The 16,149-nt window shown below is 53.2% G+C and carries 15 protein-coding genes; 6 read left to right on the top strand and 9 right to left on the bottom strand.

The window, feature by feature from the left end:
* Window positions 1–31: 31 nt before the first annotated feature.
* The 3 genes from ACXAF0_RS17235 (at window position 32) to ACXAF0_RS17245 (ending at window position 4,200) form a co-directional block, all read left to right on the top strand.
* Window positions 32–760: a response regulator gene (locus ACXAF0_RS17235; protein ID WP_475347062.1), complete on the top strand. Its 729-nt coding sequence runs from the start codon at window positions 32–34 to the stop codon at window positions 758–760.
* A gap of 45 nt (window positions 761–805) precedes the next feature.
* Window positions 806–2,140, top strand: coding sequence for an ATP-binding protein (locus ACXAF0_RS17240; RefSeq protein ID WP_475347063.1), 1,335 nt, complete (start codon window positions 806–808; stop codon window positions 2,138–2,140).
* 290 nt (window positions 2,141–2,430) lie between these two features.
* A complete protein-coding gene (locus tag ACXAF0_RS17245) occupies window positions 2,431–4,200 on the top strand; it encodes an autotransporter domain-containing protein (RefSeq protein WP_475347064.1) in 1,770 nt (589 codons plus the stop codon).
* 265 nt (window positions 4,201–4,465) lie between these two features.
* Here ACXAF0_RS17245 and ACXAF0_RS17250 read toward each other — a convergent pair whose 3' ends face one another.
* The 3 genes from ACXAF0_RS17250 to ACXAF0_RS17260 form a co-directional block, all read right to left on the bottom strand.
* Complete coding sequence (locus ACXAF0_RS17250) at window positions 4,466–5,368, bottom strand: phage tail protein (RefSeq protein WP_475347065.1); 903 nt, start codon at window positions 5,366–5,368, stop codon at window positions 4,466–4,468.
* A gap of 49 nt (window positions 5,369–5,417) precedes the next feature.
* Window positions 5,418–6,350 carry a 50S ribosomal protein L11 methyltransferase gene (locus ACXAF0_RS17255; protein ID WP_475347066.1) on the bottom strand — a complete coding sequence of 311 codons (933 nt, stop codon included), beginning with the start codon at window positions 6,348–6,350 and terminating at the stop codon, window positions 5,418–5,420.
* A 155-nt stretch (window positions 6,351–6,505) separates the two neighbouring features.
* The gene (locus ACXAF0_RS17260; protein ID WP_475347067.1) at window positions 6,506–7,201 is read right to left on the bottom strand and encodes a nitroreductase family protein; all 696 of its coding nucleotides are present in this window, start codon (window positions 7,199–7,201) and stop codon (window positions 6,506–6,508) included.
* A 438-nt stretch (window positions 7,202–7,639) separates the two neighbouring features.
* Between ACXAF0_RS17260 and ACXAF0_RS17265 the strand changes: the two genes are divergently transcribed.
* The 3 genes from ACXAF0_RS17265 (at window position 7,640) to ACXAF0_RS17275 (ending at window position 11,686) form a co-directional block, all read left to right on the top strand.
* Window positions 7,640–8,416 (top strand): ferredoxin--NADP reductase, encoded by a 777-nt coding sequence (locus tag ACXAF0_RS17265; RefSeq protein ID WP_475347068.1) that lies wholly within the window; start codon window positions 7,640–7,642, stop codon window positions 8,414–8,416.
* 209 nt (window positions 8,417–8,625) lie between these two features.
* Window positions 8,626–10,116, top strand: coding sequence for a methyl-accepting chemotaxis protein (locus ACXAF0_RS17270; protein ID WP_475347069.1), 1,491 nt, complete (start codon window positions 8,626–8,628; stop codon window positions 10,114–10,116).
* 217 nt (window positions 10,117–10,333) lie between these two features.
* Entirely contained in the window at window positions 10,334–11,686 is a 1,353-nt protein-coding gene (locus ACXAF0_RS17275; protein ID WP_475347070.1) for a PAS domain-containing protein, read from the top strand.
* An 86-nt stretch (window positions 11,687–11,772) separates the two neighbouring features.
* Here the strand turns inward: ACXAF0_RS17275 and ACXAF0_RS17280 are convergent, their stop codons facing one another.
* The 6 genes from ACXAF0_RS17280 to ACXAF0_RS17305 all read right to left on the bottom strand — a co-directional run bounded on the left by ACXAF0_RS17280 (window position 11,773) and on the right by ACXAF0_RS17305 (window position 15,996).
* On the bottom strand, window positions 11,773–12,120 hold the full coding sequence (locus tag ACXAF0_RS17280; protein WP_475347071.1) for a tRNA-binding protein: 348 nt from the start codon (window positions 12,118–12,120) through the stop codon (window positions 11,773–11,775).
* A 203-nt stretch (window positions 12,121–12,323) separates the two neighbouring features.
* Window positions 12,324–12,776, bottom strand: a complete 453-nt coding sequence (locus ACXAF0_RS17285) for a phasin family protein (RefSeq protein ID WP_475347072.1) — start codon at window positions 12,774–12,776, stop codon at window positions 12,324–12,326.
* A 184-nt stretch (window positions 12,777–12,960) separates the two neighbouring features.
* The gene (locus ACXAF0_RS17290) at window positions 12,961–13,713 is read right to left on the bottom strand and encodes a TetR family transcriptional regulator (protein WP_475347073.1); all 753 of its coding nucleotides are present in this window, start codon (window positions 13,711–13,713) and stop codon (window positions 12,961–12,963) included.
* A 33-nt stretch (window positions 13,714–13,746) separates the two neighbouring features.
* Window positions 13,747–14,562, bottom strand: a complete 816-nt coding sequence (gene proC, locus ACXAF0_RS17295; protein WP_475347074.1) for a pyrroline-5-carboxylate reductase — start codon at window positions 14,560–14,562, stop codon at window positions 13,747–13,749.
* A 365-nt stretch (window positions 14,563–14,927) separates the two neighbouring features.
* The gene (locus ACXAF0_RS17300; protein WP_475347075.1) at window positions 14,928–15,434 is read right to left on the bottom strand and encodes a type III secretion system chaperone family protein; all 507 of its coding nucleotides are present in this window, start codon (window positions 15,432–15,434) and stop codon (window positions 14,928–14,930) included.
* Window positions 15,435–15,657: 223 nt separating this feature from the next.
* Entirely contained in the window at window positions 15,658–15,996 is a 339-nt protein-coding gene (locus tag ACXAF0_RS17305; RefSeq protein WP_475347076.1) for an accessory factor UbiK family protein, read from the bottom strand.
* Window positions 15,997–16,149 lie beyond the last annotated feature (153 nt).

A 16,149-nucleotide genomic window follows, 5' to 3' on the forward strand; every position in this document is an offset into this window, starting at 1 on the left:
TCAGATTGATTTCGGTGTTCAGGAAAACCCCATGACCGGTGCTGATCAGCCACATGTTCTTGTGGTCGATGATGATGACCGTTTGCGTGACCTTCTTACCCGCTATTTGGGCGAGAACGGCTTTAGCGTGTCTGCAGCACGTGATGCCAGTGAGGCACGTGCCAGCCTGGCGGGCTTGCAGTTTGATCTGATCGTGCTGGATGTTCTGATGCCCGGGGAAAAGGGTGTCGATCTCGCGCGCAGCATGCGCGAAAGCGGATCAAAGGTCCCGATCCTGTTGTTGACCGCACTGTCCGAGACCGAAGATCGCATCGCAGGGCTTGAAGCCGGGGTTGATGATTACCTGGCCAAGCCGTTTGAGCCACGCGAACTGGTGCTCAGGATCGAGGCAATCCTGCGCCGCTATGGCGAGTTGCCCGAACCCGAAGATACAGGCTTGGCGCAGGAAGCTGACAGCACTGCGTCCTTTGGGGCGTTTCGCTTTGATCTGACACGCATGATCCTGCAACGTGGGGAAGAGCATATCTATCTTACCACGGCCGAGCAGGCGTTGCTGAGCGCGTTGGTCAAGCGGCGCGGGCAGACAACATCGCGCGAGCAGCTTCACGGGATGATCAGTGGCAATGCCATTGATCCGAGCGCCTCGCGCAGCATCGATGTCCAGGTCACGCGCCTGCGTCGCAAATTCGAAGAAGATCCCAAACAGCCAAGATACTTGCAGACAGTGCGTGGTCAGGGCTATGTCCTGTATACGGACTGAAGAGCGCCAGAAAAGCGACCATGAAAACGGACAGGGATAAGCAGCGTGGGTAGCGAACAGAACGGACGGATCAAATCACTGATGCCGACGGGGCTTTTGGGCCGGTCGCTTCTGATCCTGATGACGCCGATGCTGCTGTTGCAGATCGTCACCGTCCTGATCTTCTTTGAACGCCACTGGGATACGGTGGCCCGACAGCTGAGCCGTGGACTGGCCGGAGATGTTGTTTTCGTGATCGACTATCTGGGGCAATATCCGGATCCGGAACATTACGAGTGGATCCAGAATTCGGCCCGCGCGCGCATGCAGCTTGATATCGTGTATGAGCCCGAAGCGATTCTACAACGCCAGATTAGCAAGCCGCCAATCGGTCTTGTGTCTGAAGAGTTGTTTCATGCGCTTGATGAACGCCTGCAGCGGCCATTCTTCTTCGACCTGGATCTTGATGACCGTCAGCTGGAGATTCGTGTCCAGACGAAAGAAGGGGTCTTGTCCATCATTGCCCCGCGCAAGCGTCTGTACAACTCGACGACCTATATCTTCTTCATGTGGATTGCCGGTTCTGCTCTGATCCTGTACGGGGTCGCGGTGATCTTCATGCGCAACCAGGTCCGCCCGATCCGGCGTCTGGCCAAGGCCGCCGATCAGTTCGGGCGCGGTGTTGATGTCGATGACTTCAAACCCGAAGGAGCGGCCGAAGTCCGTATGGCGGCGTCATCCTTCATGTCGATGCGCGATCGTATCGGGCGCCATCTGTCACAGCGCACTGCCCTGCTTGCCGGGGTGTCGCATGACTTGCGGACACCACTGACCCGCATGAAGCTTGAATTGGCCATGCAGCAAAGCTCGCCCGGTGTTGATGCCCTGAAACAGGATGTCATCGATATGGAGCGCATGGTGGATGCCTATCTGGCATTTGCACGTGGGGAAGAGGGTGAAAAGGCGGTTCTGACGGATATTGGCAAGCTTCTGACCGATCAGGTCGGTGAAGCCTTGCGCGATGGTCAGCAGATTGACCTTCATATTGAAGACAGCCTTGAGATGGAGCTGCGCCCGCAATCGGTGAAACGCTGCGTGGCCAACATCATGTCCAATGCCGGGCGCTATGCCAACAATCTGTCGGTGCGTGCCGGACGGCGTGAGCAGGATTACGAGATCGTCTTTGATGATGATGGTCCAGGCATACCGGCTGACAAACGCGAAGAGGTCTTCAAGCCGTTTTACCGTCTTGAAGAGTCCCGCAATCAGGCGACCGGCGGCGTTGGCCTTGGCATGACGATTGCCCGGGATTCCGCACGTGGTCATGGTGGCGAGGTGCATCTTGAAGATGCGCCGGGTGGTGGTCTGCGGGTGCGTCTGGTGCTGCCCATCGGTCATTAATATCCGAACATCAAACGACAAAAGCTCTGCGACTGGCAGAGCTTTTGTCGTTTTCGTTCTGACGAAGAAGTTGAATAGTCAGCCTTCCCGGTGTCTTAACTCCACGACATAGGCAAAAAAGGGGGGGAAGGTCAAATGTGGGCCTTTGATGCGCTGAGAATGCCAGTAGATTGTTATCGGTGTATTTTTTTTGCTCTTTAGAGAAATTGCATATGTTAATTTTTCTTAGGTAGTGTTATGACAGAGAGTACAATCTAGGGGTGATTACGTTCTGCTGGGGACGCGGTCAGGTGATTAGTAAAGAACAAACTTACTTTATAAAAAGCGTTCTGTACGTTCCTGTGATTGCGGGATTTATGTATGTTCTGCCCGCTCATGCCCTGTCGGCAGGCTGTGGCAATATCGCTGCCAGCAACTTTACCAGTAATATCGGGACGAATACCGACACGATTGGACCGTTCAATTTTGAGGCTGGTGAGCAGCTTACGGTGACCATGTCGGCATCAATCACTCTGGATGTTGAAGTCACCGTTGATGGACAAACCAAGAGTATTCTAAGCAACAATTCCGGGTCTCTTGTCTTTACAATAAATAACACGGGTTCAACGAACATCGTCCTGAATACGATCAATTCTGCGAGCCGTCCCGATCCGCTCAATTGGAACCCGTCCTATACCTTTAGCTGCACCGGGAGTTCAGATGATTCATCATCTTCGAGCACGACAAACGCGCAGCAGGCTGTTGACAAAGATGTGGGGCAGGCGCAACTGGATGTTGTTTCCACAAATATTGGCGTGCGCATTGCGAACATCGGGAGCCCGGCCGGGATCAGCCGAAATTCTCCTTCGGGCGCTGGCCGCAGTATCCCGGGCGGAGGAGGCAATCCTGTCAATGATCAACCAAGCAACTTCTCGAATTTTGCCGGTCTTGGAGACAGTACGGGGTCTAACGCGCAGAGGGCTGCGTCGATCCGTGACCTTTTGATGCGGGCATCCTTTGATACCTCTGGCATGTCTTATGGGATAGCGGGTGATGAAAATGGCCCGGATGCGTCTGATGTTCTTCGAACCAGAAGTGACCTGCCAGCGGAGCGGCCGCTTACCGTATGGGGATACGGGTCCTTTACGTCTGTCGAGAATGACCGCAACAACGATGCCGGTGATTTGCGCTATGATGGTGACGTTTGGGGGTACAATCTTGGTTTTGATTACGCCGTTATGCCGAACGCCTATATGGGGGTCTCATTTGGCTATTCCGAAACCGATCTGACCACAACGTTTAATTCCGGCACCTATGACGAAAAGAATTTTTCAGCGACGCCGTATGCTGTTTTCAATGTTAGCCAGAACCTCAAAATATCGGTTCTTGGCGGGTATAGTTTCGGGAACCAGGATCGCGAGCGAGATGCCAATGTGACCTCAAGTACCGGTACGAATATGTGGTATGCGGCGACAACGGCCAGCTATCGGTTCCGCCCCAATGAGGAGATTCCGTTGGATCTTACTGCGAATACAAGCCTTCTTGGTTCCCGGAAGACGACGGATGCTTATACGGAAAGTGACGGTACGTTTGTAGCCAGATCAACTAGCACAGGTCTTCAGGTCAAGCCGGGCTTTGAAGCGAGTTACTTGTTCGACCAAAACGGGACAGTGATACAGCCTTTCACCCGCGTCGATTTTGTCTATGATCTTCGTGATAAAACAAACGACGATAGCAACGCCTTTGACGTTGGTGGTGGTGTTCGGTTCGGGAATGCGAACAGTGGGTTTGCAGGCAGTCTTGAGGGGCAAACACAATTGGGACGCGACGATTACAGCGAGTATTCTGTTGGTGGCTTGATTTCCTATGGCATTAGTATCAACAGTATTTTCGGCAACGGAGAAGCTTCGCTGTCTCCGTATGTTCGAAGTAATTATGTTGAGGAAAATCAGACCATCGCAACCGGCATTGATTATGTCGATGCAGGTGCAACGTTTTCTATTGATCTAAAGCGTAGCTTGGCCAGTGAGAGCGATGTCAAATATTCGGTCCTGTCGCTGCATGCCAGATTGGAATTCTAGAGCGTTTTGCGTTTAATCTGCTCTATTCTGTGTGCTTTTGGTGTGTCGTTTTGCAAGGAACAACAGCGTGCAGAATGATGTGACGGGGCGGGCCAAACGGTGTAACGCTGCGAAACGCCGTCAAAAGCAAACCCTACTGGCCGGGATAACCTCTGCCCCGCAGCGTCAAGTATCTTGACCGTAGCAGCGCTACGCTCGGTGATCCTTTCCTTGCAGGACAGAAGAATGCCTCCGGCAAAACGTTTCAATCTAAACGGAAATTGCTCTAAGGCCGTGGTGGATAAAGACCATCTGTCATGATTATCCAATTGAGACCGAGTTGGGGCGGCAATTTGTTTATGGTCGCGTCTGAGGTTCCAGCATAAGAAACTGAAACGGTACCTCCTGCCGCAGAAGATATATCGACATTGAGGTTAAAATCCGGGTCGGGAACAGCGACGTTGATACCGGATGTTACTGCATATCCGGTGAGCGATACTGACAAGCCACTTGTGTCGACATTAAATGCGCTGCCATCCACTGTTTTACCCGTAGAAGGAACGTTGCCGGAAACCGAGACATGACCTGCTGCGACTTCACCAGATGACGGTGCGGTATCAAACATGTTTACCGGATTTCCTGCAATATTTGGTTGTGCCAGAGCTCCATTGTTCTGGGGGGAAGCTAACGCGCCGTTATTATTATTGACATAAGAGTTTCCATTCAGGGTCACGGGAGTTATTCCTGTTACGGGAGCCGTGCCGTTAATTGATGCGGTACCGGACACGGTGCTGGTTGCAATATTGAGGTTTGCATCGCTCGTGACCTTGCCTGTTTTACTGGTTATAGTTCCTGTGACCGGATATGTTCCTGTTGAGCCTGATGGAGTGAATTCAGCCTCGTGATAATGATTTGGTAAAGGCACGGTGGAAGTTTCCGCGCCACGCAATCCTCCAAGTATGACATTTGTCAAACCTGGTCCCTGACCTGTGCCCACCGCCGTTCTGCCCCGCATGTCCGGTAATCCGAAGGAGCTACGACCATCGCCACCGAATCTGTTGCCAATAAGGGAATAGAGAGTCTGATAATCAACAATGGGGACAATTTGGCCGAAACAAAATGCTGTATCAACGGGTGCAAAATTTGCTGCAGTGCAGCTCATCATCGCGGTATAGCTATCGGGCCCCATGATGAAATACCTCCTATAAAAAGGTTAACGTGTCATTTTGAGCAATATGTCACGGTTGATTCTTCATCCAGCGAAGTGACCAGTTCAGACTGTGTTGACGACGGCCGGTGTCAACTGAGACAGTCAGACTATCTTTGGTCTCAACTGGCGTTGGATCCCCTAGAGTAAAGATACCGCAAGACCATGATGGCCTGCTTTGTCCGGGGTAGTTGATAATTTTTAGATCAGGATCCACCGAAGGTACCATATCGGCCTCAAACCACAGGACAAAAGATCTCAGTGTTCCGGGGCGGTCAATAACCAGATTGATCTTGAGCGGATCCGCGGCCGGGACTTCCGTCATGCCAACTGCGACTTCGTCCAATATTGCGGGGGAACCCAGCGGAACAAAATCAGTTTCCGGCATTCGGAAGGCCATATTGTTGTCACCCGGAAGGTTTTCCAGAACCGACCAGTCGAAGTCAGCGATGCTTGCGCTAGAGTTTAGGGCGTGTGTCAAGTGACTGAAATCAGACGGGGCAATCATCGCACGCACAGTATGCGGGATGGTGATGCCATCAAGCTTCAGATTGTTGCGTGCAAAAGCTCCTGCCAAATTCTGGATCTGCTCGTCAACACCGGTTGTTCCCATTGTCTCCGTTACGAGAATATCCACTTTTTCCGGCAGGCGAATAGTTTCGGCATCACCGAGCACAACTTCGATTGTATCTCTGTACCCATTGGCAGCAATGTTTTGTCGCGCCAACTCTGCTGCTTCGGGAACACGTTCAACGGCATAGACTTTCTTTGCTCCGGCACGCGCGGCAAAAAGCGCGAGTACTCCCATTCCGGTTCCGACATCGGCGACAATGGTCTCGGGGGTGACAAGTTTTTCAAGTGCGGCGCGATAGGCCTGCATGCGCTGGTTGTCTTGCAGCATGTTGCTGAATGTGTTTGCATGGCCGTGCAAAGACATGGCGCTTCTTTGTGCCGAAAAATTCATGATTCAGTCTCTTTCGGGAATGAGCCCAGCAGAAGGACAGTATATTGTATTGCAAATGCTTCTAGTTGTGGAGTGGCAAGTTTTTGCGCGGTGTATTTATAGACTACGCTTCTGGCGTCGATAACCTGCCTGCAAGTTGTGCGCGAATAGGTGCTCTAGAAAAATGTCGCGATTTCTGACAGGTCCTTTTTCTCGGTCGCGTGGGCCGGGACGGTGGCATCAGCCGCCGGGTAGCCTGTGACCAGCAGGATATAGGGCTTGTTGTGATCAGGGCGGCCGCAGATGTCGGTCAGGAAACTCATCGGATTTGGCGTGTGCGTCAGGGTCGCGAGGCCTGCACGGTGCAGGGCGGCAATCAGGAAGCCCGTCGCGATGGAAACCGATTCCGGGACATAGTAGTTCTTGCGCAGCTTGCCATCGGCAGATCGGCTTTTGCGTTCGCCGAAAATACAGATCAGCCAAGGTGCTGTTTCAAGAAACGGTTTGCTGTCATCGGTGCCGAGCGGTTTGAGGGCATCGAGCCATTCCTCGCCCGCGCGCCCTTCATAGAAGGCGCGTTCTTCTTCCTCTGCTGCGACGCGGATCTTGCGCTTCATCGCCGGGTCACCAATCACCGAGAAATGCCAGGGTTGGTGGTTGGCGCCGTTGGGGGCAGTGCCCGCCGCGCGAATGCAGGTTTCAATAATGTCACGCGGGACGGGGCGATCCGAAAAATCGCGGACGGTATGGCGGGTTTTGATCTCGTCATAGAATCCTTGCGCCCGCGCGCGCATCTGGGCGAGGTCATATTCCTGGTAATCGGGCAGGGGAACGGGGACGAAATCGGTGGTCAGGGATTTGGGGGACGACATGGCGCTTCCTGATGGTTCTTGTTTTATGATTGGTTGGCCATCTTATGGGGTGCGAATCTGAGCGGCAAGGTGAAATCCGCGCGGGAAAAAGGATGCCTAAGGCGCCGGTACCCGGGGGCTGCAATCCGCACATATTCATTGCGATGTATCATTGCAGCAAACGGTCTGTGGGCTTATCAAACCGGCAGGTGAGGGACTGGATGGTGCTGTGATGCTGCTGCTGCCCGGTTTCTGCCTTTGAGCGCATTTCACACTAAATATACAGAAAATTATGTAATTCACACAAAATGACAATAAATTTTGATTGTTTTCTTGCGATATACGCGTAGTTGATGTTAAATCGCGACAACTTGGCATGGAATGCGTGCCGGGATATATACTCCGTGTTTCCCGCCACGGTTCCACACACAGACAGACGAAACGGATTGATGTAGCGTTATGGCCAGCAATTTAAACGAAGAAACCGTCACTTATGTCCATCATTGGACCGACACCCTCTTCACGTTCAAAACCACCCGTGATCCGGGCTTCCGATTCATCAATGGTCAGTTTGCGATGATCGGCCTCGAAGTTGAAGGCAAGCCGCTTTTGCGCGCCTATTCGATGGTCAGTGCAAACTATGACGAAGAACTTGAATTCTTCTCGATCAAGGTGCCGAACGGTCCGCTGACCTCGCGTTTGCAGCATATCAAAGTGGGTGACAAGATCCTGGTCGGGCGCAAGCCGACCGGGACCCTGATCCATGACAACCTTTTGCCGGGCAAGAATCTGTGGCTGCTGTCGACCGGTACGGGCCTTGCGCCGTTCATGAGCGTGATCCGCGATTACGAGACCTATGAGCGTTATGACAAGGTGATCCTTGTCCATGGCTGCCGTGAAGTGCGTGAACTGGCCTATCAGGAATTCATTCACAGCGAATTGCCGCATAATGAATTCTTTGGCGAGGAAGTGCAGAACAAGCTTCTGTATTACCCGACCGTCACCCGCGAAGAGTTCAAGCATCAGGGCCGTATCACCGAACTGATGGCATCGGGCAAACTTTACGAAGACCTTGGTCTGGAAAAGCCGAGCCTAGAAAACGACCGCTTCATGCTGTGCGGCAACCCGCAGATGATTGCTGATACCCGCCAGATGCTTCTCGATTGGGGTGGCAAGGAAGGCAACATGAACGAGCCGGGTCACTTCGTGATTGAGAAAGCGTTCGTGGAAAAGTAAGCATTCGATCCTTTGGGCGTTTGAGAACGGAAAGGCAGTATCCCTTGGATGCTGCCTTTTTTCGTGATTGGTACGGGTTGTTTTGGAGGGATTTCAACGCTCCTCATATGAGGATGTTTGCGGTTGAAGTGATTACTTAGATTGCGGCCATGTCGCGTCAGGCTTCAAAGAATTGGAAGTGCCCTGATGCTGTTTTACAGGAGGTCACAATGGGCTTTTTCAGCTTCTTCAATCGTTCTTCCTCCCAGGTTGCTGCAATGACTCTCGAGGCTTTGGACAAGTCGCTTGCCGTTATCGAATTTGATCTGCAGGGAAATGTCCTGCGCGCGAACGACAATTTCCTCGCCGTAATGGGCTATGAGCTTTCCGAGATTGTCGGCAAGCATCACGCCGTGTTCGTTCCCGATGAAATTCGCAAAAGCCCGGATTACGAAGCCTTCTGGTCCGACTTGCGCAAAGGTTTCTTTAAAAGTGCCTCTTTCCCGCGCATTACCAAAACCGGACAGCACGTCTGGATCGAGGCGACCTATAACCCGGTGTGCGACAGCAAGGGCAATGTCACCAAGATTGTGAAATTTGCATCCGACATTACCAAACGTCAGGAAACGCTTGCCGATTTCGAAGGCAAGATCAATGCGATCAACCGCAGTCAGGCCATGATCGAATTTGATCTCAATGGTAATATCCTGAATGCCAATGAAAACTTCCTGGCAGCGATGGGGTATCAACTGTCAGAAATTGTTGGCAAACATCACCGGATGTTTGTTGATCCGTCCTACGCAAGCAGCCAGGACTATGTTGATTTCTGGCGTGAGCTTGCCAAGGGAAACTTTACCGCACAGCAGTTCAAGCGGATTGCCAAAGGGGGGCGCGAAATCTGGATCGAGGCATCCTATAACCCGATCTTTGATGCCAATGGCGTGCCGTACAAAGTGGTGAAATATGCGAGTGACATAACCGAGCAGGTCAAGCTTCTGACGGACCTCAAAAGCATGATCGATAGCAACTTTGGCGAAATCGACCAAAGTCTGGGTGAGTTGGATCAACGTTCCAGCGAGGCCTATTCAAGCTGTGAAGAGACATCTTCAAATGTTCAAACGGTCGCTTCGGCTGCAGAAGAGCTTGCGGCATCCATCGCTGAAATTTCTCGAAGTATGGCAGAGGCGCGCGCATCCACTGATCAGGTTTATGAAAAATCCATCGCTGCAGGCGCATCGACCGAGAAAATGAGCGAAGTCGTGACCGCCATGAGCAGCATCATTGATGTCATTCAGGATATTGCCGGACAGATTAATTTGCTGGCACTAAACGCAACGATTGAATCCGCGCGTGCCGGTGAAGCAGGCAAGGGCTTTGCGGTAGTTGCAAATGAAGTCAAAAACCTGGCTAATCAGGTTGCCAAGGCCACGGAGCAGATTACCGACGAGATCGGAGGTGTCCAAAACATCGCTGGTGAAGTCGCAGGAGTGTTGGGCTCAATCCGGGCGGAAGTCGAGGATGTGCTAAACAATGTTACGACGATTTCCTCTGCCGTTGAGGAGCAGAGTTCAGTAACCCAGCAGGTTTCAAGCAACATGCAGAGCATGGCAGATTCTGTCGAACAGTTCGCAAGAAGTGTGAACTTCATCCGTGATGCCTCCTCTATCGTCTCCGGCTCTGTCGGACGCACTCGAGAGGCGGCTCTGGTTCTTTCACGTTAGGATTTAAGAGTTTTACGACGAAAGGCGATTTGGGTTGTGAAGAGGCAAGATGCGAAAGCGTCTTGCCTCTTTTGTTATGGGAGTCTATACCAAGAAATATACGTATGTATATCGCCCTCCCCAAATGGGGATGTTCGCTCGGGCGGAAGGAGGGGATACTCGCCTCATCACAAACGTTCTGTGAAGTGCGTCCCGTCCTGAAGTTTCGGAGTTAACCATGAATTCAATAATGGCCATTCGTCTTGAAACTGCCGACATGTTTTCGGACATGTTTGATGTTGTTGATGCGTCCTTTGCCGTCGCGGAGTTCGACCTTGATGGAAAGGTCTTGCGGGTCAATGACAACTTCCTTGCACTCACCGGCTATGACGAAAACGAAGTTCTGGGGCGAGATCACGCGACCTTCATCTCAAACGATTTCGCCGAGGCGCCGGAATACGGTCTGTGCTGGGCAGATTTGCGTGCCGGAAAAAACAAACGGGTTGTCCTGCCCTGGGTGACCAAATCGGGCGAACGCAAATGGGTTGAAGAGACGGTTGGCCCGATCCGGGATGCCAAGGGGACTGTGGTCCGGATTATTCGGATTGGTGTCGATGTCACGGACCGTCATGACAGTTTCGCCGATCTGCAGGGCAAGGTTGATGCGTTTGAGCACAGCAATGCGGTGGTCGAGTTTGACGTTGCGGGTAACATCCTGTCCGCCAATTACAATTTTCTTGTCGCGATGGGCTATAGCCGTTCAGAGGTGGTCGGAAAACATCACAGCATGTTCGTTGAGCCCGGCTATGTGCAAAGCATCGACTATCGGGCATTCTGGCGATCGATTGTGAAAGAAAGAATCACTGCGCGGCAGTGCAAGTATATTGGCAAGGATGGTCGCGAAGTCTGGTTCGAAGCCAGTTATAGCCCGATTTACGGTGCCAATGGAAGCGTGTGCAAGATTGTCAAATTTGCCACCGATATTACCGATCAAGTCGCCTCGCTGGTTGATCTGAAATCAACTCTTGAGAGCGGCTTTGAGGAGGTCGACCGGGGACTTGGCAAGTTTGATCAGAGCTATGATGATGTATCCCAGTCATTCCGTCAGGCGCAGGCGCATCTGGAAGTTAGTGCGATGGTTGCTGGCCGGCTTGTCAGCAGTGTTGATGAGACCGCACAGCGCATGAGCGAACTTCGCACGGTTGCTGATCGTGCCTATGACCATGCCATCGAAGGCGATGGCGCGATTGTGTCGCTGGAAAACGCAATTGATGTGTTGCGCGATTGCGCGCGCGAGGATCCGGCCATCATCGAGCAGATCGATGTTTTGGAAAAATGTATTGGCGAAAGCGCACGCATTTCAACCGCGCTTCGTTCCGACCTCAAGGCGATGCTGAGCCGCGTTGCGGTGGTGTCGCTGGCTATTGGTGAACAGGGGGACGTCACCAGTCAGGTCAGAAGCGAGATGCATGGCGTTCAGGCCGCGCTGGAAGCGTCGCACGGATCATTCTCAGAGATGAGTAAAGTCTCCGAAGAGGTGGCGATGATTGTAGGTCAGGCGCGCGAAGCGTCGGTTGTTTTGGCACGCTAACCCTGCCGGGAGCGTGACACGAGCGGGGATGGGGCGGATGTCGCAACGACGATATCCGCCTTTTCCTTTTTTAGCACAGCCCGGAATCAGAACAGGCGTGATCCGTTCGGGACATCCTGATCCGGGCGGATCAGGACAATGCCCTTGTCGTCATCTGCGTCGGGGAAACCGAGGCAAAGGAATTCCGACATGAAGGGGCCGACCTGTTTTTTGGGGAAATTGACCACGCCGGCCACCTGACGGCCGATCAGTTTTTCGGGCGTGTAATGCTTGGTGATCTGGGCGGATGTTTTCTTGGTGCCGATCTCAGGCCCGAAATCAACCCAGAGTTTGAGCGCGGGGCGGCGGGCCTCGGGAAATTCCTGGGCGTCAATGACGGTCCCGATACGGATATCGACTTTCAGAAAATCATCAAAACTGATTTCGTCACTCATGACTGTCTCCTTCGTTATGAGCGCAGCTTAGTAAGATCAGATCACGGTGATAAGCCCAAACCAGCAATGCCGGGTGAATTTCGGAGTTTGAGCAAAAAGGGCGGGGATGAGACAGGGGTATGATACAGGCGGGCAAAAGAAAAATGGCAGGACCATAAGGCCCTGCCATCAAGTAGATTACGGGAATTTAACAGCCAAAGCTGTTACTTCGAAGCTGCGGTCTTTTCGATAGCAGCTTTGAATTCGTCAAGGGATTCGGTAAAGCGAGTCTGCAGAAGGGTCAGAGCCTCTTCCTGGGACTTGGTTACCAGACCAGACAGTTCCTTAGCGTTTGCAAGAGCTTCTTCGTAAGCAGCTTTTGCTGCTTCGGTCTGTTTTGCAGCCGAAGCCATCGGGTCGTCAGCAGAAGTAGCAGTGAAATCTTTGCCCTGGGTCTGAACTTTATCCAGCAGCGTTTTGAAGATTTCACTCTGGCGCTGAGCGACAGCCTGGAAACCGTCGAAGGCCACCTTGTTAGCTTTGGTGAGGGCTTCCACGTTTTTACGCTGGAACGCCATCATTTCGTTCACGTCAACACCCGGAATTTTGAAATCCGCAGTGTATTTGGTGAAGTCGAGGTCAAAGAACGGATTGGTTGCCTTTTTTGCGGCGGTCATGGTTTGCACTCCATTAATTTGCAACAGATATGGAATGAGGCGCTATTGTGCGCCGCACAAATTCAACTGCAATATGCCGGAATGATTGCCTGCCGTCAAGGAATTTTTTGCACTGCACAATAACTTTTGGGTTAATGTTTTGTGTCTGAAATATAACCTTGGGTGTAGATCTGATTTTCGGGTGTCAAATCAGGGAATTAGCTGTTGGCCCTGATGTGCCCCCTGATGGTGCCCCCTGATGGGGACCCTCATCGGTCGGGGTGTTTTGATCGTCGGCCTCAGTCGGGCTTGCAGATTTTTTGAACGAAAAACCCCGGGCGCGGTTGCCGATTTTACCACAAATCGATGATGCCTTTCCAAGACCCTTTTCAACCCTGCGGTCCCATCCGGCGGCCTTGGACAGTTCCCGATCGAGATAGGCCATGGTCGGGCCGAAATCGGTGCTGTCATCATCAAGCCACTGTTTGAAGGTCTTGGCATAAACCGCCGTCAGGCCGGCCACACGCATGCTGCCATGCAGGCCGGCGGTCTGAAAACCGGCGGCTTCCAACATCCAGCGCATCGCACCGAAATGGGTTTTGATGGCGCGCAGCCCATCGGTCGGGCCAAGGTCGCCGCCCGATGTGATGATCGAGCGCAGGGCAGGGCGATAGTCCGAGAGGATATCAAACCGTGCCATGATGACGGCAATCAGCCGGTCATGGCCGGGTTCATTGAAGTCCTCGGAATCGAGATCGGCAAGGACTTCGCGGTCAACCCGTTTGACAAAGCGGCGCAGGATATCGCCCTTGCTGCTGCAATGATCGTAGCACTCGGCAACAGACACGCCGGCTTCGCCCGCGATATCGATCAGGGTGACGTCATGCCAATCGCGTTCTGCGGCGAGCTTCAGGGCCGCATCAATCAGAAGATTGGGGATATCCTTTTTGGATGGCATGACGTCCTCCTTGGTTTTGATGTTGGTGGGTGCTTAGCCCGCGAGTTCTTTGGACCGGTCACGGGCGGCTGCGACCGCGCGGGTCATCAATTCGGGCAGGCCGGTTTTTTGATCCATCAGAACATCAAGGGCGGCGGCGGTGGTGCCGCCGGGGCTTGTGACATTCTTGCGCAAGGTAGCGGCGGTTTCTTCGCTGGCATCAAGCAGGAAGCCGGCACCCACCACAGTCTGTCGGGCTAGCGTCATCGCCTGATCAGCTGGAAGGCCGGCTGCTTCGCCTGCCTGTGCCATGGCCTCGACCAGATGGAAGATATATGCAGGTCCGCTGCCCGAAAGCCCGGTAACGGCATCCATCAGGCCTTCATCCTCAACCCAGGAAACCATACCGACAGCTTCAAGCAGGGTCTGGCACATTTCGCGCTGGGCGATGCTGACATTTTCGGTCGGGCACATCACGGTCATGCCGCGCGATACGGCTGCTGGCGTATTGGGCATCGACCGCACGACGCGCGCGGTGTCGCCAAGATGACTTGTGAAGAAGTCGATGGTTTTGCCCGCGGCAACCGACAGGAATACGGTTTCGGCACGGACCATCGGTTTGTAGGCGTCAATCACATCGGGCAGGACCTGTGGCTTGACGGCAAACAGCACGACCTGCGGGACAAAGTCGGACGGCACTTCGGCAACATCGGTGACGCCATTGATGCCATAGCTTGCTTCAAGCTTTTCGGCGGCCTCGGCCTGTTCGACAATATAGACGTTGGAAGCGACCAGCCCGCGGGCCAGCCAACCTTCGAGCATGGCGCTGCCCATTTTGCCACAGCCAACCAGCAAAAGACGCGTATTCATAAATTCTGCTCCGCTTTATCCATCGGGTTTGGTTGATCGTTTGGTTAATCGTGGGGCGATCAACACATGTGATGCAATGCCGTAGCGATCTTCTCAAGGTGGGTCAAGTCAGCGCGAAGGGCAAGAGGCGTGTGTATCAAACAGCGGTTTGGCGCGCCTCCCCTGTGATCTGGATGCTTTGGCTGGGATATGCCGGTGCGGCGGGATTTTCTGTTGTCAGGGGCAGGCACAAAAGCCGGTTTGCGGCGATTGTTTTGTTTTTACAAAAGCGCGCCCCGCGGCGAAAAAATGCCGGAAATGACGCCGGAAATGATAAAGGACGGCGATACGCCGTCCTTGTAACGCAAATAGACCGGGGTTGGGGATCAGGCCTGCCCGGCGGGTTCGAGCATGGCGTGCACCAGCGCTTCGTCCGGGGATTTGCCCTGACCCAGCACGAAGTTGAAAGCCGGGAAGAAGCGTTCGCACTCGGACAGCGCGATTTCGATCAGCTCTTCGAACTGTTCGACCATCGGGGGTACGTCACCGCCAAATAGCAGGGTATGGCGAAACAGCGGCATGTTTTCTTCAAGCCACAGGCCAAAATGCCCGATCCAGAGCTGTTCATTGCATTTGGCAACCAGCTCATAAATACGTGGGCGCAGCGGTTCGGGCACGAACAGATCAAAACAGCACGCGATATGCAGCGCTTCGGCATCATCACGCCAGGTGAAATAGACCAGATAAGTGCACCAGTGCGCGGGGATTTCGACCACGATCTCGTCCGAGCTGCGGCGTTCGAGATGCCACTGGTTGGTGCGGGCAATATCCTCGACCAGCAGCAACGGATTTTCGTCGCCGATGTCGCCGATATCTTCCATTTGGTCGTTCATTTATACCCAGCCTGTTCAAGCATATGCGAAAGGGCGCGCACTATATGCCGGTGAACGCTTTGTTTCAACCGCTGCTGCGCGCAGGACTGCAATGAATATTCTGATCACGGCCCGGGGCCAATTCAATTTGACCGTTTGGCGCGCCAGCTTGTGACGGCAAATAAGGGCCGAGGTGTGTTTCCCACCCACGGCCTTATTTCATATGTGGGGATGATTTGCCCGATCAGGCGTCTTTTTTTGCCGCCGTTTTGGCCGCAGTTTTCGGGGCGGCCTTGGCGGTGCTGCGTTTGGCGGTCGGCTTTTTGGCCGGCTCGGTTGCATACAGACGCTTTTCGAGATCGGCGATCTTGGCTTCGAGCGCATCAATGCGTTCAGCAGCACGGATCGCGACATCATGGACGACGTCATATTCTTCGCGGGTGACCAGATCCATGTTGAGCAGGATTTTTTCAAACTGCTGGCGGACCATGGCATCGACTTCGCCTTTGACACCGGTCATGGTGCCCAATGCGGAATTGGTGACACGGGTCAGGTCATCGAGAATGCGGTTATTGATCTGCATGGTGGTCTCCGGCTTTTTGAATCTGTTGTTGGGCATAATATGGCGCATCATCGCGTCAGGGCAAGCCGCACGTCATGAAGCGGACGTGACGATAGCGTTATTTTGCATGGCTTTTCTTGCTCCAGATCAGGGGCGGTCTTATAAAGTGTCGTC

This window comes from Thalassospira sp. ABD4_177 (genome assembly GCF_056160125.1).